The sequence below is a fragment of the Pseudomonas sp. GL-B-12 genome, assembly GCF_019955895.1.
Classification (GTDB): Bacteria; Pseudomonadota; Gammaproteobacteria; order Pseudomonadales; family Pseudomonadaceae; genus Aquipseudomonas.
In genome coordinates this window covers 55,251-75,212 of sequence record NZ_JAHBCX010000012.1, presented here as the reverse complement: position 1 = coordinate 75,212, position 19,962 = coordinate 55,251, and the positions used below count along the sequence as shown (strand labels likewise).

The following is a 19,962-nucleotide window of genomic DNA, read 5'->3' as shown; positions in this document are numbered from 1 at the left end:
TCCTCAGTCCCGCATTTCGGTCTGGCGTTCGACAGGGTCGATCAGCACGGCTTTCTGCTGGCGCACCAGCAGGTCGAGAATTTCATCCTGGCGCTCGCCGAGGATGCCGGTGAAGCTGATGCCGCTGGCCTTGGCTGGCGCGAGCATCGACACGCGATACAACTCGACACTCAGCGGCGAGTCGATGGACAGCGGCCCGCTGCCGTTGGCCGCCAGTTCACCGCCGACCACGATCAGCGACACCTGGGCGTCGAACGGGTCGAGCTTGATGTCACGGTCGGTGTTGCTCAGGTCCTTGATGTGCCCGTAGACACCGGTCAGGCCGTTGGCCATGGCGACGTTTTCGTACAGGCGAATGTTCACGCTGTTACGAATGCGGATGCCGTGGCGCTTGTTGCTCAACACGCGGTTGCCCCACAGCAGGTTGTCGGCACTCTCGTAGAGGGTGATGCCGTCGGTGTGGTTCTGGTAGATCTCGTTGTGGGCAATCAGGTTGTTGACGCTGTTACGGTCGATCACCAGCCCCGAGAGGTGGTTGTCGTAGCTGCGGTTGTTGAAGATGAAGCTGTCGTTGACCTCACGGGAAATAATGATCCCGTGCTTCTTCTTGGTACCAAACACCGTGTTGTCGGCAATGATCAGACCGTGGGAACGGTCGTGCGGGTCAATGCCGTAGACGATGTTGTCTTTGTAGGTGTTGCCCTTGACCACGAAGTCGCGGGTTTCATAGCAGTAGAAGCCGTACCACATGTCCGAGAATTCGGAGCCGACGATCCAGCCGGTCGGCTCAGGACGCTTGAGCACCTTGGCCATGTTCGGCGTGTACTGGGAAATACTCACGCCGTAGGACTTACTGTTGGCGTAGCCGAAACTGGCGATCTTGCTGTTGGCGATGTAGGTCTCGGTGCCGCCCCAGGACAGCAGGAACGGACGGAATTCCTTGGGCGAAGTGAACGTCGCCGGACCGTTGTCCTTCTCGCGCCAGCCAGTGATTTTGGTATCGCGAACGAACAACTGGCCGTCGTTGACCAGGAACGTACCGGCCTCCTGGGACAGGCGCAGTTCCTGGGTCTGCTTGTCGATTTCCAGAATGCCGTGACGACCGACCACGATCGGCAGCCGGGAGAGGAACACACCCGGCGAGGTTTCGCTGAAGTACTGCTTGGGCAGCTTCTTCGCCAGATCCTTGAGGTTCATGTAGCCGTCATCGACGAAGATCGCCTGGGGGATGCCGTGCTGACGCACCACCCACTCGGCCATCTTGTTGTCGCCACCGATGAAGTCCTTCAGGGCGTCTTCCTGCATCATTCGGCGCACGCTGATCTTGCCGGCCTTGCTGCGCACGATTTTCGCGGCGATGGCCTCGGCGGTGTAGCCGGAAACGTCCGGCAGCTTCGGCGTGGCCAGTTCCAGCGGCGCGGTCGGTGCGCTGCTGACGGTGTAGGTCTTGGCCTGTTGCAGTTCCTTGGCGATGGTGGCCGGACGCGCCGGTTTGGCAGGCGCTGCCGGCTCCACGTTGGCGAAGGCGGCCGAGCTTGCCAGCAGCATCGCGCCGGCCAGCAAGGTGAGCGAACCTCGCTTCGAATTGTTCATGTCGGGCACTCCCTTCGCGGTTTGCATCAGAAGCGCCAGACCACGTCGATGAACGCGCGGTGCATGTACGAATCGACCTGACTGCCATAGGCATCGCCCGGCTTGAACACGCCGCCACGGAAGCGCACCAGGGCCGAAGGCTCGTCGATCGCCTGACTCATCGACGCAGGCAACAAGCCTTGCTTGAAGTACTTGGTCACTACCAGGTCCATTTCCTGACCGAGGTCTTTTTCACCATCGTTCAGCGGCAGCGAAGTGCTGGAGAGGATCGCGCCGGTGACGTCGTCGGTGTTGTTCTCGACGGCGTTGATGCCATTGCTGCCGACTGGCTTGTTGCCGTCGACGCGCCAGAACTTGTGGTAGATCAGGCTGGCGTCGTATTCGTCGTTGAGCATCCACGAACCGAACAGGGTGGCCGATTGCATGTTGTTCATTTCGCCACGGAAGGCTTCGCCGAAACGGTGCACTCGCGAGCGGGTGCCGGTGTAGTTCGAGCGGTTGCTTTCCAGGCCGTTCTGTTCGTAATCGGCGCTGGCGCGGGCATAGGCGGCACCGACTTGCCATTGCGGATCGAGGCGCAAACGCACGCCGACATCGGTGGCCCAGCCGTTGAGGTCTTCACCGCGCTTGGCTTCAGCCGGCGACGTGCCATCGGCGTTCAGCGGGTTGACCTTGTCGATGTCGCCGCTCATGCCGGTGATGCTGCCCCAGTAATTGACCGTGTTGGTGTTGCGCCAGTTGTAGGCGTCGCTGTCGGCGGTCAGGCCGAGCCAGCTAATGTCACCGTTCTGTTTCTTGTCCAGCGAATCAGCCGGCACACCTGGCTCCGGGAAGTCGAGCTTGCCGTTGTCGTGGGTGTGATGACCGCGAATGCCGACCCAGTTGCCGGGTGTCCACTGGTACGCGGCATCGGCGTAGGCGTGCAGGCGATCCTTGTCTTGCGGCGACAGTTCCTTGAGGTCGGTGCGGTACTCGCTGAAGCGTTCGGCGATACCGACGTTGGCGCGCAGCAGGGTGGTGTCGAAGGTCCAGTTCAGGGCTTCGATGTTGGTATCGCGCCATTGGCCGTCGTCGTTGCGCAGGCGCTGGCGACCGAGTTTCAGGATCTCGCCGGGGTAGGGCGTGAAGCCGCTGTAGCCAACCCAGAACTCACGCATGGCCAGGTAGTTTTTCTTGGTCTGGCGATCATTGTTGTCAGTGTTCTCGGCGCCATCGGATTGTTGCAGGGTGTCGGTCTCGATGATGTCGGTGGACGTCACCGCCTGACCCATGGCGTAGGCGCTCCACGCGCCGCTTTCACCGTAGACCCACGGGCGCAGGTCGAGGCCGACGCCGTTGACGTCGCCGCCGGGAGCGGTGCCGAGGTCGCGGTCGTCTTCTGACTGACCGGTGATTTTCACTTCCAGGCCAAAGTTCTTGGTTTCTTCAGTCATCGCAGCAAGCGTCGGGCAAGACCAGATCAGCGCGAATGTCAGGCCAATGCCGGCCTTCATGAATGGATTCAACTTCATTGGGATTCCTCGCCATCTTCTTCTTGCAGGGCATGCAGTTCCGGCGTGTTCGGGCTCAGGGCACCGCGCACGGCCTGTTCTTGTTTCAACAGGCGTTGGGCTTCGGCCAACCGGTCGGGCGGCAGTTGCGTTTGGATTGTTTGCGCAAGCTCGGTGGCTTGCGGAGTGTTCTGGGCCAGGGCCAGTTGGCTGAAGACGTAGGCGTTCAGCGGATCAGGCTTGGTGCCCTTGCCTTGGGAAAACAGTTGGGCAATGGCGAAGTCGGCGCTGTTCTGGCCGTTGCGCGCAGCGGTCAACAGATGGTCGAGGGCCTTCTGCGGATAGACCTTGCCCAGGTAGCCACGGCGATAGATCTGGCCGAGGTAGTAATCGGCAGCGACTTCGCGGCCAACGGCTTTCTGGAAGTGCGCTTCGGCGACCTTGGCGTCAGCCGGCACCAGTTTGCCTTCGAAGTAGAGCTTGCCCAGCAACAGCTCGGCGCGTGGCTGGTCGGCGGCGCGACCGTTGTCCAGGTACTTCATCATCTGGTCGACGTCGCCCAGTTCGGGGAAGTCGTAGAGCAGTTGTGCGAGGGTGACCCACGACGCCGGGTAGCCCGGTGCGATCGGTTCGAGCAGCGACTGCGCGGTTTTCTCGTCAGTCTTGCCCAGGGATGCATCGGCGAGCACACGGGCGACGCTGTCGACGCGCTGCGCCGAAACGCTGCCGCGGGCGTGCGCCGCTTGCATCTGCTTGATCAGCTCGGCCTGTTGCTCTGGCTTGGCCTGTTTCTGATAGACCGTGGCCAGTTCGACGTAGCAGATATCGCTGGTGTTGAGCGCGGCTTTGCAGATTTTTTCCACGTCATCCAGATGCTGGTCGTAAGTGCCCTGGGTGCGATAGAGCAGCACCTGCGCCAGACCTGCTTCCGGTTTGTTCTCGGCACGCCATTGGCTGATCTGCTGCTGCGCATTCACGTTGGGAAAGCTGTGCGGGTATTGCAGGTACAACATCGCCAGCGGGATCAGCGTGTTGCCTTCACCTGCGGCGGCGGCTTTTTTCAACAGGGTTTCGGCTTCGTGTTGTTCCGCTTCGGTGGAACCGGGCTTGGCCACCAGCAGACGACCGAGGCGTGCCTGGGCGCGTGGCGAAACGCTGGCCGCGGCGCGGTAAGTCGCCTCGGCCTGTTTCATCTGCGCCGGGTCACGGCTGTCGACTTGGATATCGGCCAGACCGACCTGCGCTTCGCTGTAGCCCAGGTCTGCCAGTTGCCGGTAGTTCGCCGCGGCAGTGGTGGTGTCACCGCGCTTGAGCGCTTCGTTGGCCAGGCGCTGGTCGGGGAGACCGGCGCAACCGGCCAGGCTCACCGCCAATGCCACTGCACACAGAGACCCCATGTGGGAGCGAGCTTGCTCGCGAAAGCGGTGTGTCAGCAAGCATTGATTCTGAATGTTCAACCGCATTCGCGAGCAAGCCCGCTCCCACAGGGGCTGCGGCGTGTTTTGAGTTTTTGTGATAGTCACAGGCATGTCCTCGACTTAAAGACCGACAGCCATGGCTTTGTCGATCAGCCAGTTCAGGTTCGGGCCACGGTCGCTGTTGACTTCCACCGGGCGGCCGGCGAGGGAGCTGTCCAGGGTTTCGTCCGGCTGGATCAGCACGCGGATGTCCGAAGACAGGTCGGCGCTTTTCAGGCTGGTACTGCTGACGATCTTGCCGGTGCGGCTCTTGTCCTCGCCGGCGATCTGGAAGCGCACCGAAGTGCCCGGGCGCACATCGCCGAACTGGCGATAGGAGAAGCGCGCTTCAACATTGGCTTCGCTGTTGCGCGGCACCAGTTGGAAGATCACGTCGCCCTTGCTGGCGTACTGACCGTTGGCGACCATTTGCTGGGCCACGGTGCAATCGCAAGGCGAGGTCAGGGTGCCGGTCATCTGCTTGCCGAACAGTTCTGCAACCTTGGCCGGTTGCAGTTGGTCTTCGTCCAGATGGCCCTTGAGCACGTCGAGCATGCTGGTACTGAAGGTTGCCAGCGGTGCGCCCTTGGCGGCCACGCCGTCGGCTTTCACCAGGCTCTGCACGGTGCCGTCGCGGGGCATGGTGATGTTCACGCCCGGCACGCTGACCAGACCGGCCTGGGCGTGGCTGACGAAGTACATGCCATACACCGATTTGAAGACAAAGCCGAATGCAGCCACGCCGACAACGAAGATCCCCAGGCTGAAGGTCACGGCTTTCAGGCGGCCGAACGCGGTCATGCCGTGGCCGCCGTCCTTCATCTTGCGCGCCTTGGTGAAGTTGTCGCGCTGCAGGGTCGCCAGCATTTCACCCACGCTGACGATGTCGCCAGCCAGGTGCGAAGTGATCAGGTGGCGCAGGGTCGAGATGTCCCGTGGTTCCAGGTTCTGGAACTGGCAGCCGGTGCGTCCGGTCTCGCGATCGAAGGAGCGGACCTGCAACTCGACGTCCATGGCCAGGCCGAGGTTGTCGATGAGGAATTGCAGGCGGGCCTTGTACACGTCACCGATCTTCAGCGGCAATTGACCGGCGTTGAACGCCAGGCCACCGGCGGACAGGTCGATCACCCGGGCTTCGACCGGCGTCCGGTCAGGGCCGAAGAAACGCAACTTGGCCGGGATTTTCACTCGGGCGTGTTGGCGCTGGGCTTCGGATTCGTGCACTACGTTGGCGTTGACGGCGGTATTCATAGGGGGCGTTTTCCTAGTTAATTCAGGCGAGTTCGGTCAGACCATCAACAGCAGCACGGCGACAAAAATGCTGCCGGCAGAGAAGGTCATGGTCCGAGACGACCAAGTGTTGAACCAACGTTGAAAGCTGGCGAGATCACGGGTCAGAGACGTGGGTTGGCGAGTCCAGGACTGTTGGTCGAGGCGGAAGAACACGTAGATCTTCACCAGCGCGCCGACGATCTGGTTGTAATAGAGAATCGCCGGATAGGCCGGGCCGATCCGGTGTCCGGAGCACGACAGCAACAAGGTCAGGATGAACCGGGTGATGCCGATCCACAGCAGGTACACCAGGATGAACGCGGTGCCGTACTTGAAGCTGGCGATCAACGCCACGGTCAGGCCCAGCAGCGAGGTCCACATCGATACGCGCTGATCGAACAGCACCACCGAAGTGAACACGCCGAGGCGTTTGATCCCCAGGCCCAAGGCACGGGAGTTCTGCCGCAGGTTGTTGCCGTACCAGCGGAACATCAGTTTGCGGCTGGCCTTGATGAAGCTCTTTTCCGGCGGGTGTTCAACGGTGTTGATCGCCGCGTCGGGCACGTAGAACGTGTCGTAGCCCAGGCGCATCAGGCTGAACCAGCTCGACTTGTCGTCACCGGTGAGGAACTTGAAGCGACCCAGGCGCCAGTGTTGCAGCGAGTCGCTTTCCACGTCGGCGATGAAGTCCGGGTTGGTGACCACGGTGGCGCGGAACACCGACATGCGGCCGGTCATGGTCAGCACGCGCTTGGACAAGGCCATCGAGCACATGTTGATGTGGCGCTGGGCGAAACGCAGTTTGTGCCATTCGCTCATGATGTAGCCGCCGCGCACTTCGCAGAATTCGTTGGTGGTCAGGCCACCGACGTTGCCGAACAGCTGGAACCACGGCACGGTCTTGAGCACCACGCCTTCGGCCAGCACGGTGTCGCCATCGATCACCGCGACCACGGCACGATCATCCGGCAGGTGCCGGGAGATGGCGCGGAAGCCATAGGCCAGGCCATCGCGCTTGCCAGTGCCGGGAATGCGCACGAAGTCGAGCTTGACCCGGGACGGCGGGTTCATCCGGTTCCACAGGCTTTTGACCAGCAGCTCATCGGACATTTCCACGATGGAGCAGACCACAGTGGTCGGCAGGCCGCAGTCGATGGCTTCGCGGATCACCGAGCTGTAGACCTGCGCGGTGGTCAGGGCGTCGATGCGGAAGCTGGTGACCATCAGGAACACGTGGGACGGGTCAGCCGCTTTGCCCAGCTTGCGCACTTTGCGCCGCAGGTACGGGTAGACGATGTACAGAAAAATCATGCCGCGCACAAAGTGCGTGGCACCCATCGAGTAGCGCCAGATACCGACGATACCGATCAGGAAAATGAAGTCCTTCGACTCAGAGTCGAACGTGGACACGGGCAACGCCATGGCGAGGCCCATCAGTAAACTCAGGTAGAACAGCCACCCGGCGGCCTGGAGTAGGCCGTGCTTTAGCCTGTGCATAATCGGAATCCTAAAGTCAGTTGCAAGCCCCAAGCTTCAAGCCCCAAGCGAGGAGCTTTGAACTTGCGGCTTGGAGCTTGAAGCTTGCGGCTGCTTTACCAGCAGATACCTTCGGCCCGGCTATTCGTGCTGGTGGCCTTGGACATGAAACCAACCAGGTCGATCACCTGCTTGCCGTGTGGAACGTCCTTCACCAGGGCGCGGAATTTCTCGTCACGGTTGCCGAGGATGATCACGTCGGAGTTGTTGATCACCGCGTCGAAGTCGGAGTTGAGCAAGGACGAGACGTGAGGAATCTTCGACTCGATGTAGTCCTTGTTCGCACCGTGAACGCGGGCGTACTCGACGTTGCTGTCGTAGATGCTCAGGTCGTAGCCCTTGCCGATCAGCATTTCCGCCAGGTCGACCAGCGGGCTTTCGCGCAGGTCGTCGGTGCCGGCCTTGAAGCTCAAGCCCAGCAGGGCGACTTTGCGTTTGTCGTGGCTGGAAACGATGTCGAACGCGTTCTGCACCTGGGATTCGTTGCTGCGCATCAGCGAGTTGAGCAACGGGGCTTCCACGTCCAGGGAGCTGGCGCGGTAGGTCAGGGCACGCACGTCTTTTGGCAAGCACGAGCCGCCGAAGGCGAAGCCTGGGCGCATATAGTACTGGGACAGGTTGAGGGTCTTGTCCTGGCAGACCACGTCCATCACTTCGCGACCGTCGACGCCGACCGCCTTGGCGATGTTGCCGATTTCGTTGGCGAAGGTGACCTTGGTGGCGTGCCACACGTTGCAGGTGTACTTGATCATCTCGGCGACCGCGATGTCCTTGCGGATGATCGGTGCGTCGAGCTCTTCGTACAGCGATTGCAGAACGTCGCCGGAAGCCTTGTCGAACTCGCCGATGACGGTCATTGGCGGCTGGTCGTAGTCGGCGATAGCGGTGCTTTCGCGCAGGAACTCAGGGTTCACGGCCACGCCGAAATCAACACCGGCCTTCTTGCCGGAGCAGTCTTCGAGAATCGGGATGACCACGTTGGCCACGGTACCCGGCAGCACGGTGCTGCGTACGACGATGGTGTGGCGGGTGGTCTTGTCACGCAGGACAAAACCGATTTCGCGGCACACTGCCTCGATGTAGTTCAACTCCAGATCGCCGTTCTTTTTGCTCGGCGTGCCCACGCAGATCATCGACAGGTCGGTGTCGCGAATCGCCTCGGCGAAGTTGGTGGTGCCACGCAGACGACCGGTCTGGATGCCCTGCGCCAGAAGTTCGCCCAGGCCTGGTTCAACGATCGGCGATTTGCCGGCATTGATCATATCGATCTTGTCTTTGGCCACATCGACGCCAACGACGTCATGGCCCCGTGCAGACAGGCAACCGGCACATACTGCGCCGACGTAACCCAAACCAAAAATGCTGATGCGCATCGCAATTACCTCTGTATTGATCAAGCCATTAGATGGCCGGAGTTAATGGTGTTCAGCGTGTTTTAATGCACTCGCAAGTGTGCCTTACAGGCGCAACAATGCCGTGTGCTGGCATATAAGTTACGAGTGTCTAAATAAATGCACTCAAGGTGTGCGCAACTAGGCCTTGTTGTTATGATTTGCCCTGTTATGCAGCCGATCCTCCTTTCAGAAGGATGCAGGTGCAACGGCCTTGCACGCTTGATGTCAGGCACGAAAGCCCGTGGATCAAGCGGTTGGGTGCTCGGGTGAGCACGTTTATAGGGGCGCTGCCGTGGCCTTGTAGGGGATAGCCATACTGCGTTATCTCCTCTCCGATTGCCGTTGTCCAAATCAGTGATTAGTCAGGGCAAGTTAATATTACAACTTGACTACATGAATCGCTTATCTGCGTAAGTTATCTCGTACACGCTCGGCGAGAATCGTTACCGGTGGTATGAGCGGCGCGTTTGGACATAGTTCCAGTCCGCTCATCGTCAAATCTGAAATTTCTTGAAATATTGAGAAAGATGGCACTGCTCTCAAATTGATAGCACTTGCCGTTTCGCCCTTTATATATAGGCGGATCATTGGGGGGGATATTTTTTTGCCACTACTGTTAAAAAAAGTCAGTGCCACTACGCAAAAAAATGTTCGAAGTCGAGTGAAACTAAAGTTAGAAAATTGGGCGATGTATTTTTGGCGCCATAAATATGGCGAAAAGGCGGGGAAGGTTGAAGTGAATCAAGGGTCGGCGCACGAGAGTTGTGGAGATCGTGCGCCGACTGGGTGCATCACTCTGGTGCGTGATCGCGCAGAAACACCAGATTGTCCGGTTTGGATTGTTCGGCGCTGTAGCGATAGCCTTGAACGTCGAACTGCTTGAGGGTGGCCGGGTCGTTGATGCGTTCTTCGATGACGAAGCGGCTCATCAAACCGCGGGCCTTTTTCGCGTAGAAGCTGATGATCTTGTACTGGCCGTTCTTCAGGTCCTTGAATTCGGTATTGATGATGCGCGCGTTCAAGGCGTTGCGCTTGACCGCCGAGAAGTACTCGTTGGACGCCAGGTTGAGCAGCACGTCATCGCCTTGATCGACCAGGGCTTCGTTCAGCCATTCGCTGATGCGCGTGCCCCAGAAGGCATACAAATCCTTGCCCCGGGCGTTGGCCAGCTTGGTGCCCATTTCCAGACGATAAGGTTGCATCAGGTCCAGCGGGCGCAGCAGGCCATAGAGGCCCGAGAGCATGCGCAGGTGTTTTTGCGCGTAATCGAAATCGGCTTCGCTGAGGGTTTGCGCATTCATGCCGGTGTACACATCGCCCTTGAAGGCCAGCAGCGCCTGCTTGGCGTTTTCCGGGGTGAACGCGGGCGTCCAGCTGCCGAAACGCGCAGCGTTGAGCCCGCCGATCTTGTCGGAGACGTGCATCAACTCACTGATTTGCGCGGGCGTCAGCTCACGCAATTGCAGGATCAACTCCTGGGAGTGGTCGAGGTACTGCGGCTGGGTGAAGCGCTGGGTCGCCGGCGGTGTTTCATAGTCGAGGGTCTTGGCGGGTGAAATCACCATCAGCATGAAGTCGTCTCCTTTAATCGTGGCGGCGATTCTAGGGGGTTGTCCTCGTTGACTCCAGCTATGGCGTCCATAGGTGATGGCCGGTGGAGCACGGATTTTGTCTGGATGGGCTTCTGTGGCGAGGGAGCTTGCTCCCGCTCGAGCGCGAAGCGGTCGCAAAACCGGTAGTCGGGGTCTGGCTGAAGGAATGTGGTGACAGGTTTAGGTCTGCTTCGCAGCCCAGCGGGACGGTGCGGCGGTCCGACAAGCTCCCTCGCCACAGAAAGCATTCATGCCTCAGGAGGAGTGGGTGCCTTATCAGCTATAGTGCCGCGCGGGTTTTGTTATGGAGACATCCCATTGCGTATCACTTTTCTCATCTCGATCTGGCTACTGAGCTTTGGCGCCATCGCGGCCCCGGGCGATGTGGCGACGCTCGATCGCAGCACCTGGCCGGAAAAACTCGGTAACCCGACGCTGTTCGACGTGGCGTCGAGGGCCGAGATCCTCATGTTTTCCAGTGTCCTGTTGGCCAGCGAGGCGCTGGATGAACCTGCCCTGGCCCAGCGCCTGGGCCTGCGCACGATCAATCTGGAGTCGGTCAACCGGGTTCGCCAACGTATGTGGCAACGGCTGCTGGGCAACTACAACTTCGCCCAACAGAGCTGCGATCAGGATGCCTCCTTCTGTTTTCTGGTCGAAGACATGCCCACCTTGCGCGAACAGGCCGCCAAGTTCCAGGTCGGCGCAGACAGCTACTACATCAAGTGGGCCGAGCCGAGCCGTGTGTTCCACACCCAGTACCTGGACGAACAGTTGCGCAAGGCCGCTTTGTTTCCGCAAACCAGCAGCGAAGTCGATCATTTTGGCGACTATGAGCGCAGCGGCGACGGAATGCATGACCGGCTGTTTCTGCTGACCTTCGACAGCGCTGCCAACGCCGCGCCGGATAACACCGCCTGGGTCGCCGAGTACCTGCGCAAGTCGAACCTGAGCGGGACATTCTTCGTCCTCGGCAAGGACATCCAGGCCCGTTTGGCCGAAGCTTCGGTGAGTAACCTGCAAGCGACCTACTCGAGCCAGTGCATCGGCGTACAAGGCTGGGAGTTCCGTTCCCACAGCCACTGGCAGGACTGGCAGGACTCGGTGCGCCGCAGCGCCGAACTGGTCAAGAGCAAGCTGCCGGAGAACTACGTGCCCCTGTTCCGTCCGCCCGATGGCCAGCGCCGTTCCGATGCCGAAGGCTTCTTCAAGACTCAGGGGCTGCAGGTAGCGTTGTGGGACATCGATGCCCAGGACGGTGCCGGCAAACTCAAGGGCAACCCGAGTGCGCAACGGGTGCTGACCCTCATGCTGCTGTGGCGGCACGGGGTGATCAATTTCAATGTGAAACAGGACGCAGTGAAAACGGCGTTGCCGTGGCTGGTCATGCAAACGGCGCCTGTCGGGATCGGCTGGGAGGATTGCCAGGATGCGTTTCGCTGAAAACGAAAAAACCCCGTAAACATTGGGTTTATGGCGATTTTGGAAGGGGATTCGTTGCAGGTGGACTTCCGACTGTAAACGGGTGATGGCAGTCCGCCAAGTGCTATTGGTCAATCTGCAAAATAAACTTCAAAAAAGCGTCAAAGTACTTTTTTCTGTCACACGTTTTGGAGTATTACGAAGACAGACCGCCGAAACCTGCAACACAGGTGGCGTCTCCCAAGACCCAGCTATGTATGCAGTTCACTTGAGTCCCCGCAGGTGAAGTTCGGTAGTCACTTCGAGGCGCAGCACCGTCAAGGTATTGCGTCGAATGGCTCCCACAAAGGTGACCGAGTATGGATGATCACGGACGTAGCTCTTCTTCCAACCAGCCAATCCTTTATGTACTCGATACCAACGTATTGATTCACGATCCAAACGCGCTGCTTAACTTCGAAGAACACCACGTCGCGATCCCGATGACCGTGCTTGAAGAGCTCGACAAGCTCAAGAGCGGGCATCACAGCGTAGCCGCCGAATGCCGCCAGGCCATCCGCCTGATCGACAAGACCCTGGGCGATGCCTCACCCGAGGACGTCGAGCAGGGTGTGCCGATCCAGCGTGGCAAAAGCGGACCCAAGGGTTTGCTGTCAATTCTGATGAGCAAGCATGCCGAGCCGAACCTGATTCTGCCCGAGCACCTGAACGACAACAAAATCATCAACCAACTGATCGACCTGCACGCGCGCGACCCGAAGAAGCCCGTGGTGCTGGTCACCAAAGACATCAACATGCGCCTCAAGGCGCGCGCCTGTGGGATCGCGGCCGAGGACTACAGCACCGACCAACTGGTCGATGACGTGTCCTTGCTGCCCAACGGCTACCACAACATGACCGGCTCTTTCTGGGACCGCGTGAGCAAGGTCGAAACCCGTCAAGACCACGGCCGCACCTGGCATCAGGTGCAGTTGATCGACAACCTGCCGGCGGTGCACGTCAACGAATTCATCATTGATGAGCAGGGCTTTGTCGGCTGGATCAAGGAGATTGAAGAGGACCGCTTGCTGATCCTCGACCTGCACCAGGAACCGCTGCTGCACCAGGAAGCCTGGGGCCTGAAGCCGCGTGATATCTATCAGAGCCTGGCGTTGTACGCCTTGCTCGATCCGGACATCCACCTGGTCAACCTGTCGGGTGCCGCGGGTTCGGGTAAAACCATCCTGGCGCTGGCCGCTGCGATCGAGCAGACCATGGTCAGCAAACGTTATCGCCGCATCATCGCCACCCGCAGCGTACAGGGCCTGGACCAGGAAATCGGCTTCCTGCCCGGCACCGAGGCGGAAAAAATGGAGCCGTGGCTGGGCGCCATCACCGACAACCTCGAAGCCTTGCACATGGATGACGAAAGCACCCATGGCAGCGTCGACTACATCCTCAGCAAAGTGCCATTGCAGTTCAAATCCCTCAACTACATCCGGGGCCGCAGCTTCCAGCAGAGCCTGATTTTGATCGACGAATGCCAGAACCTCACACCGCACCAGATGAAAACCATCATCACCCGTGCCGGCGCCGGTTCCAAAGTGGTGTGCCTGGGCAACCTGGCACAGATCGACACCCCTTACCTGTCCGCGACCAGCTCCGGGCTGACCTACCTCACCGAACGCTTCAAGGACTTCCCGAACGGGGTGCACATCACTCTGCAAGGGGTACCGCGCTCGATCCTGGCCGAATACGCCGAATCGCATCTGTAACTGTCCACCTGAACCGGGCGGCCGCAAGGTCGCCCGGTTTTTTGTACGCGACGTAAAGGCGCCCGTGCCTCAGGGCAGACCCAATACCGATGAATGTGTTTCTGCAAAGCCTGGGGCCGAAAGCAGTCTTATTTACAGAGATTGCGAAAAATAGCTCTTGAGGGTTTCCGTAAGAATTGATTGAGCGTTCAATACCTCTTGGGTCGGCTCAGGCTGTGAGCTACTGAACTTTTTTCGCGTCCAGCTGAAAAAGAAGGGGCCATCAATAATACGTTCACTGTGTTCCGCCAAATATAATTTGGTTACGGAGGCATACCTGGGGAAAACATGAAAATGTAGCTCATGATTGAGCTCGGAAATACGCATTATGTATATTTTCTCGGGAGAAAATAGAGTGTTTAAGGCTTGCTCCGTAAATGCCAAGCTTTTCATCAGTTCAGCACTTTCCGTCGAACTTAACTCTTCCAGTTTAAGTATCTTCCGCTTCAGAGCAATAATCATGTAGCCCGGGATGTCACAGTCCCGGCAGTGAGAGATTACGATGTGTTTTCCTGAGTAAATTGTCCGCGCTGACATGACTAGTCTCCCGTGTGCCACCATGGTTTACGTGTAGGGCCTGCCCCGTTGAGCTGCTGCCGGAGGTCAGTAGAAAAAAACCTAATGCGATACCTCAGTACTGAAATTTTTAGAATCGTTAGCTTTGTTGGTCAGTTTTTCTCGAATTAACAAATCGGTCTAACATTCAGTTGTAGGAAGTTTCATAGCGGGCCATGAGTGCGTACTTACGGAAAATTCTCACGTCGAAATTTGTTATAAAATAATCAGTAACTTACCGGCTGGTGCACCAATTAAATCTGATCGGTGATGGCAGAAAAAGCGAATGCTCAGTAGGCTTTTGTTACATTTTTTTCTGTTGTTTTGTATGACTTTAATTTGTGTTTTTAAAACTTAATAAGGAATCGCATCTGAAACTGTCCACCGAGTCCGGGCATATGAGGAACCTGTGGGAGCGAGCTTGCTCGCGATGACGGTGTGTCAGTCGACATCTCGGGTTAATGACAGGCCGCTATCGCGAGCAAGCTCGCTCCCACATTGGTTTGTGGTGGGCCGACAATCGTGCGTGCGGAAATCTGACCCGCAGGTTTACAATCGACGCTCCTGATCAGGAGTAATCCCGTGCTGACTCATCTCGATTCCCAAGGTCGCGCCAACATGGTCGACGTCACCGAAAAAGCCGTGACATTCCGTGAGGCGACCGCTCAAGCGCTGGTGCGCATGCTGCCCGAAACCCTGCAGATGATCGTCAGTGGCGGCCACCCCAAGGGTGATGTGTTTGCCGTGGCGCGCATTGCCGGCATTCAGGCGGCGAAGAAGACCAGCGATCTGATTCCCCTGTGCCATCCGCTGATGCTGACCGGCGTCAAGGTCGAGCTCAGTGCCGAAGGCGACGATTCGGTGCGCATCGTGGCGCGCTGCAAGCTGTCCGGGCAGACCGGCGTCGAGATGGAAGCCTTGACCGCCGCCAGTGTCGCCGCCCTGACGATCTACGACATGTGCAAGGCCGTGGACCGTGGCATGACCATCGAAAGCGTGCGTCTGCTGGAGAAGGTCGGCGGCAAGAGCGGACATTTCCAGGCGGAGCAGCCATGAACGTTACCGTGAAGTTTTTCGCCCGTTATCGTGAAGCGCTGGGTCTGGACTCGGTGAAAGTAGAAGGCAACTTCGCCACCGTTGACGACGTCCGCGCACTGTTGGCCCAACGTGACGGTGCCGAGGTGTTGAGCGAGCAAAACCTGATGTGCGCCCGCAATGAAGACCTGTGCCAGCTCGACGAGCCGGTCAGCGAGGGCGATGAAGTGGCGTTCTTTCCGACTGTGACCGGAGGCTGAGCCATGGCGATTCGCGTGCAGTCCACCGCGTTCGACCCGGGTGCCGAAGTCAATGCCATGCACGATGCCAATGTCGGCGTGGGTGCGGTGGTGAGTTTTGTCGGCTACGTGCGCGACTTCAATGACGGTCTCGATGTCGCCGGGATGTTCCTCGAACACTATCCGGGCATGACCGAAAAGGCCCTCGGCAAGATTGCCATCGAGGCCGAGCAGCGCTGGCCGCTGCTCAAACTGGAAGTGCTGCACCGCATCGGCGCCCTGGAACCGGGCGAGCCGATTGTCTTCGTCGGCGCGGCCAGCGCTCATCGTCAGGCGGCATTCGACGCCTGTGCCTTTGTCATGGATTACCTGAAAACACGTGCGCCGTTCTGGAAGAAAGAAAACACCAGTGACGGGCCGCGTTGGGTCGAGGGTCGTGACAGTGATCATGCGGCGGCGGATCGCTGGAAGCAGTAATTCCTGCGGCGTCTCTGATTAAGCCATCGCGAGCAGGCTCGCTCCTACAGTAGATCTGTGTTCACAGTTCAAATGTAGGAGCGAGCCTGCTCGCGATGGCGTCATCTGCACCACTAAAAATCTTGATGATTCACCACCCGACCATCGGCCGGTACGGGCTGCATTTGCCTCATTGACGATTTATACATAAAAGTCCAGTATGGAATTATAAGTACAAAAAAAGGTTTCCACCCGTTTCAGCTTTTTCTTCTGTCTTGCCAAACCAACAACAACCGCGAGAAAACGAACATGAAGAAGTTCCCCCTCATCACCGGTCTGGCCCTGAGCCTGTTGGCGTGCAGCTCTGTGTTCGCCGCCGAGAAAACCTTGCGCATCGGTATCGAAGCGGCGTATCCGCCGTTCGCCTCGAAAACCGACAAAGGCGAAATCGTCGGTTTTGACTATGACATCGGCAATGCCCTGTGCGCGCAGATGAAGGCCAAGTGTGTGTGGGTCGAAGGCGAGTTCGACGGTCTGATTCCTTCCCTGAAGGTGAAGAAAATCGACATGGCGCTGTCGTCCATGACCATCAATGAAGACCGCAAGAAGTCGGTGGATTTCACCCACAAGTACTATTTCACTTCGTCGCGTCTGGTGATGAAGGATGGCGCGGTGGTGGATGACCAGTACGCCAGCCTCAAGGGCAAGACTGTCGGTGTGCAGCGCGCCACCACCACCGACCGTTACGCCACCGAGGTGTTCGAGCCCAAGGGCATCAACGTCAAGCGCTACAGCAACAACGAAGAAATCTACATGGACCTGGCCGCCGGTCGCCTCGACGCGATTTTTGCCGACACCATTCCACTGAATGACTTCCTGTCGATGCCGCGTGGCAAGGGTTACGCCTTTGCCGGGCCGGAGCTGAAAGATCCGAAATATGTGGGCGAGGGTGCGGGGATTGCGGTGCGCAAGGGCAACACCGAACTGGTCAGCGAGCTGAACACGGCCATTGATGGCATTCGCGTCAGTGGTGAGTACCAGAAGATTTCGGACAAGTATTTCAAGTCCGACATTTACGGCGACTAATCAATCGCTTTCGCGAGCAGGCTCGCTCCTACAGGGTACGGTGTACACCGATCCATTGTAGGAGCGAGCCTGCTCGCGATGGCGTCGGATCAAACAACTCAAGTCTCAGGGCCTAGCCCTTCAATTCCTTCAAATGCTTGTACACCGTCGCCCGACCCATGTTCAGTACATTGGCCACGTAGTTCGATGCGCTTTTGCCCTTGAACGCGCCTTCGGCGTGCAACGCCAGCACCAGTTCACGCTTGTGGTCGCGAGTCAGCAGATTCAGGCTCAACTGCCGTTCGCGCAGCCAGGCGTGGAGGAAGGTGTTGATCCGCTCCTGCCAGTCATCGCGAAACAGTGAGTCCGGTTGCGGGATCAGCTTGGTCGGCGACAGGAACAGGTCCAGGGCGGCCTTGGCATTTTCGAACAACGAAATATTCAGGTTGATGCACAGCACCGCCAGTGGATGACCCCCGCTGTCCCGTAGCACGGTGCTGAGGCTGCGAATCTTCTGACCATCCCAGTTGAGCTTTTCGTACGGCCCGATGTTTCGTTCGCTGACATCGTCGCTGAGCATGTCTTCCAGCGCCGAGTCGTCGCCGATTTCCCGCTTGGACAGGTTGTTGGCGATGTAGTCGACCTTTTGCGTGCGCAGGTCGTGCAGCACCACTTCGGCGTGGGGGAAAAACAACGTGGCGATGGCGTCGGCAATCGCGTGGAAGTTATCCAGGGACGTGTCGTCCAGGGCCGAGTCTTTTTCGGGGGCGTTCATACAGTGGAGCTCCAGGCAGCGTCAGCGCCCCATCAAAGGGGCGCTGAAAGTGTGCCGTAATCGTGTGGGTACGTCACCTGAGGATCAGGATCAGCCGAGGCGGGCAGGGGAGAGCATTTCGGCATTCAGGCCGAAATAGCTGAGCGACTCGGGCAGCGCGGCACCGCGCACCAGTGCTGCGCTGGCCTGACCCATGGCCGGCGAGGTCTGGATGCCATAACCGCCTTGTGCCGCAACCCAGAATAGCCCCGGTACCTGTGGATCGAAGCCGGACAGCAAGTCGCCGTCGCTGACGAAGCTGCGCAGGCCGGCCCAGGTGCGGGTCGGGCGGCGAATGGTCAGGGTCGTGGCTTCTTCGATCTGGTAGATGCCCATGGCGATGTCCAGTTCTTCGGGCTGCACGTCGTGGGGTTCCACCGGATCGGCGTTGGCCGGCGAGCCGAGGAACATCCCGGCGTCGGGTTTCATGTAGAAGGATTCGTCGAGGCTGACCAGCATCGGCCAATGGTGGATGTCCACGCCTTCGGGGCCGGCGAAGATGAACGCGGCACGGCGTTTGGGTTGCAGGCCCAGGGGCTTGGCGCCAGCCAGTTCGCCGATCTTGTCGGCCCAGGCGCCGGCGGCGTTGATGATGATCGGCGCGCTGAAGGTCTGGCTGCCGGTCTGGACCTGCCATGTACCCAGGTCGTCGCGGCTCAGGCTGACGACTTCGCTGTCGGTATGCACTTCGCCCTGGTTGCGGCGGATACCGCGCAAATAGCCCTGGTGCAGGGCATCGGTGTCGATGTCGCTGGCGGTCGGGTCGTAGATGGCGCCGTGGACCTTTTCCCGGCGCAAGATCGGCACCAGCGCGCAGGCCTCGTCGACGCCGAGCAATTGCATCTCCGGCACCGTGGTTTTTGCGCTCTGGTATTGCCTGTTCAGTTCGTCCGGGTCACCGGTCAGGTCCACGGTCATTTCGCCCCGCGGGGTCAGCAGCGGGTGTTCGCAGAAACCGTTGGGCGGGTTGTCGAAAAAGTCCCGGCTGGCCAGGGTCAGCGCCCGCACTTGTGGGGTGCCGTAGGCCGCGGTGTACAGTGCCGCCGAACGGCCGGTGGAGTGATAGGCCGGATGGGATTCGCGTTCGAGCACGATCACGCGGCCGTGCTGCGACAGCCAGAAACCCGTGGAAGCACCGGCAATCCCGCCGCCGATGATGATGAAATCTGCCTGGCTCATGAACGTCTCCAGTGAAGTGCGATGCCGGAATTATGGTGATCCCCTGTAGGGGCCGAGGTGTCAGCGGGACAGGCGATAGATCGCATTGGCCAGCGCAATGTCTTCCAGGCCCAGGCCGATGGAGCGGAAAAACACATGGCGATCGTAATCGGGGCGCAGGACTTTTTCGCTGAGCAGGTCGGCCAGGTCGCCGACAATCGCGCCCTTGTCCCAGCCGTGCTGCTCTGCGGCGATCAGCATTTCACCGGCCGAGCCCGGGGTCGTCAGGCGATAGTCACAGAACACCTGCATGTCGTTGAGGCTTTGCGGCGGCACTTCATGGGCACGCGGTGCGTTGGTGCTGATGGAGGTGATCAGCGCCGGTTTGCGCAAGCTCGATGGATCGATCACCGGACCGGCGGACGAGGTGCAAAGCATGATCACGTCGGCGTCCTGAACGGCAGCTTCGCGACTGTCGACGATGTTCAGGCGTGGCTCGATGTTTTTCAGCCGGCTCACGGTTTCGGCGTCTTCGCTCAGGCTCGGCGAGTACAGGCTGATGCTCTGCCAGTCGCGCAGGCCTTTCACATAGTGCAGGTGCGCCTGGGCCACTTTGCCGCTGCCGATAATGGCCAGGCGATTGGCTGTGAGTGGCGCGAGGGCATCGACCGCCACGGCGGTGGTGGCCGCAGTGCGCGCGGTGGTCAGTTCGCCTGCATCGCACAGCAACAGCGGCTGGCCGGTCTGCATCGACATCAGCAGCGTCCACGCCGTCACCAGTGGCCCTTGTTCGCGCACGATGTATGGCGACGTCTTGATCCCGTACACGCCATCCTCGGCCAGCACGCCCAGGTAGTTGATGAAATCGCCGGCGCCCTGTGGAAACTCCACCAGTTGCTGCGCCGGTTGTACGGCCTGCCCGGCGGCCAGGTCGCGGAACAGTTTGCGCAGGATCTGCGGCACATCGACCTGCGTCAGTAGCTCGCGAGCCTGGGCTTGGGGGATCACTTGGGGCGTACTGGACATGGTCGGCTCCGGAGTTGGAAGTAAACTAATTTGTCTATTATGGACTTTTAGATATCTCTAGCAAG

General features: G+C 59.2%; 17 protein-coding genes. 6 read left to right on the top strand and 11 right to left on the bottom strand.

From position 1 onward, the window contains the following. Positions 1–3: 3 nt before the first annotated feature. The 7 genes from algG to yaaA all read right to left on the bottom strand — a co-directional run bounded on the left by algG (position 4) and on the right by yaaA (position 10,313). Positions 4–1,593, bottom strand: a complete 1,590-nt coding sequence (gene algG / locus KGA85_RS08570) for a mannuronan 5-epimerase AlgG (protein WP_223459766.1) — start codon at positions 1,591–1,593, stop codon at positions 4–6. 26 nt (positions 1,594–1,619) lie between these two features. Continuing rightward, positions 1,620–3,104, bottom strand: coding sequence for an alginate export family protein (locus KGA85_RS08565; protein ID WP_223459764.1), 1,485 nt, complete (start codon positions 3,102–3,104; stop codon positions 1,620–1,622). Continuing rightward, on the bottom strand, positions 3,101–4,612 hold the full coding sequence (gene algK, locus KGA85_RS08560; protein WP_411741612.1) for an alginate biosynthesis TPR repeat lipoprotein AlgK: 1,512 nt from the start codon (positions 4,610–4,612) through the stop codon (positions 3,101–3,103). The genes KGA85_RS08565 and algK overlap by 4 nt, the downstream gene beginning before the upstream one ends. A gap of 9 nt (positions 4,613–4,621) precedes the next feature. Next, positions 4,622–5,791, bottom strand: a complete 1,170-nt coding sequence (locus tag KGA85_RS08555; RefSeq protein WP_223459761.1) for an alginate biosynthesis protein Alg44 — start codon at positions 5,789–5,791, stop codon at positions 4,622–4,624. A 36-nt stretch (positions 5,792–5,827) separates the two neighbouring features. Beyond that, the gene (alg8, locus tag KGA85_RS08550; RefSeq protein WP_263287238.1) at positions 5,828–7,309 is read right to left on the bottom strand and encodes a mannuronan synthase; all 1,482 of its coding nucleotides are present in this window, start codon (positions 7,307–7,309) and stop codon (positions 5,828–5,830) included. A gap of 95 nt (positions 7,310–7,404) precedes the next feature. Next, entirely contained in the window at positions 7,405–8,721 is a 1,317-nt protein-coding gene (locus tag KGA85_RS08545) for a nucleotide sugar dehydrogenase (RefSeq protein WP_223459759.1), read from the bottom strand. An 812-nt stretch (positions 8,722–9,533) separates the two neighbouring features. After that, on the bottom strand, positions 9,534–10,313 hold the full coding sequence (gene yaaA, locus KGA85_RS08540) for a peroxide stress protein YaaA (RefSeq protein ID WP_057713390.1): 780 nt from the start codon (positions 10,311–10,313) through the stop codon (positions 9,534–9,536). Between the two features lie 339 nt (positions 10,314–10,652). On the opposite strand from yaaA, the gene KGA85_RS08535 reads away from it, so the two are divergent. Both KGA85_RS08535 and KGA85_RS08530 read left to right on the top strand, forming a co-directional pair. Further along, positions 10,653–11,777, top strand: coding sequence for a polysaccharide deacetylase family protein (locus tag KGA85_RS08535; RefSeq protein ID WP_223534387.1), 1,125 nt, complete (start codon positions 10,653–10,655; stop codon positions 11,775–11,777). 338 nt (positions 11,778–12,115) lie between these two features. Continuing rightward, complete coding sequence (locus KGA85_RS08530; RefSeq protein ID WP_007993255.1) at positions 12,116–13,510, top strand: PhoH family protein; 1,395 nt, start codon at positions 12,116–12,118, stop codon at positions 13,508–13,510. A 132-nt stretch (positions 13,511–13,642) separates the two neighbouring features. Here the strand turns inward: KGA85_RS08530 and KGA85_RS31390 are convergent, their stop codons facing one another. Then, entirely contained in the window at positions 13,643–14,086 is a 444-nt protein-coding gene (locus tag KGA85_RS31390) for an HIT family protein (RefSeq protein WP_411741611.1), read from the bottom strand. 600 nt (positions 14,087–14,686) lie between these two features. Here KGA85_RS31390 and moaC point away from each other — a divergent pair. The 4 genes from moaC to KGA85_RS08510 all read left to right on the top strand — a co-directional run bounded on the left by moaC (position 14,687) and on the right by KGA85_RS08510 (position 16,920). Beyond that, on the top strand, positions 14,687–15,160 hold the full coding sequence (moaC, locus tag KGA85_RS08525; RefSeq protein WP_007972660.1) for a cyclic pyranopterin monophosphate synthase MoaC: 474 nt from the start codon (positions 14,687–14,689) through the stop codon (positions 15,158–15,160). Next, positions 15,157–15,399 carry a molybdopterin converting factor subunit 1 gene (moaD, locus tag KGA85_RS08520; protein WP_075945584.1) on the top strand — a complete coding sequence of 81 codons (243 nt, stop codon included), beginning with the start codon at positions 15,157–15,159 and terminating at the stop codon, positions 15,397–15,399. The genes moaC and moaD overlap by 4 nt, the downstream gene beginning before the upstream one ends. Positions 15,400–15,402: 3 nt before the next feature. Then, entirely contained in the window at positions 15,403–15,855 is a 453-nt protein-coding gene (moaE, locus tag KGA85_RS08515) for a molybdopterin synthase catalytic subunit MoaE (RefSeq protein ID WP_007989960.1), read from the top strand. A gap of 288 nt (positions 15,856–16,143) precedes the next feature. Then, on the top strand, positions 16,144–16,920 hold the full coding sequence (locus tag KGA85_RS08510; protein ID WP_223459756.1) for an ABC transporter substrate-binding protein: 777 nt from the start codon (positions 16,144–16,146) through the stop codon (positions 16,918–16,920). Between the two features lie 112 nt (positions 16,921–17,032). On the opposite strand, the gene KGA85_RS08505 is transcribed toward KGA85_RS08510, so the two are convergent. From KGA85_RS08505 to KGA85_RS08495, 3 genes are all read right to left on the bottom strand, one after another. After that, positions 17,033–17,674: a transcriptional regulator gene (locus tag KGA85_RS08505; protein WP_223459754.1), complete on the bottom strand. Its 642-nt coding sequence runs from the start codon at positions 17,672–17,674 to the stop codon at positions 17,033–17,035. A 90-nt stretch (positions 17,675–17,764) separates the two neighbouring features. Further along, entirely contained in the window at positions 17,765–18,892 is a 1,128-nt protein-coding gene (locus KGA85_RS08500; protein WP_223459752.1) for an NAD(P)/FAD-dependent oxidoreductase, read from the bottom strand. Positions 18,893–18,952: 60 nt separating this feature from the next. After that, positions 18,953–19,897: an ornithine cyclodeaminase family protein gene (locus KGA85_RS08495; protein ID WP_223459750.1), complete on the bottom strand. Its 945-nt coding sequence runs from the start codon at positions 19,895–19,897 to the stop codon at positions 18,953–18,955. Positions 19,898–19,962 lie beyond the last annotated feature (65 nt).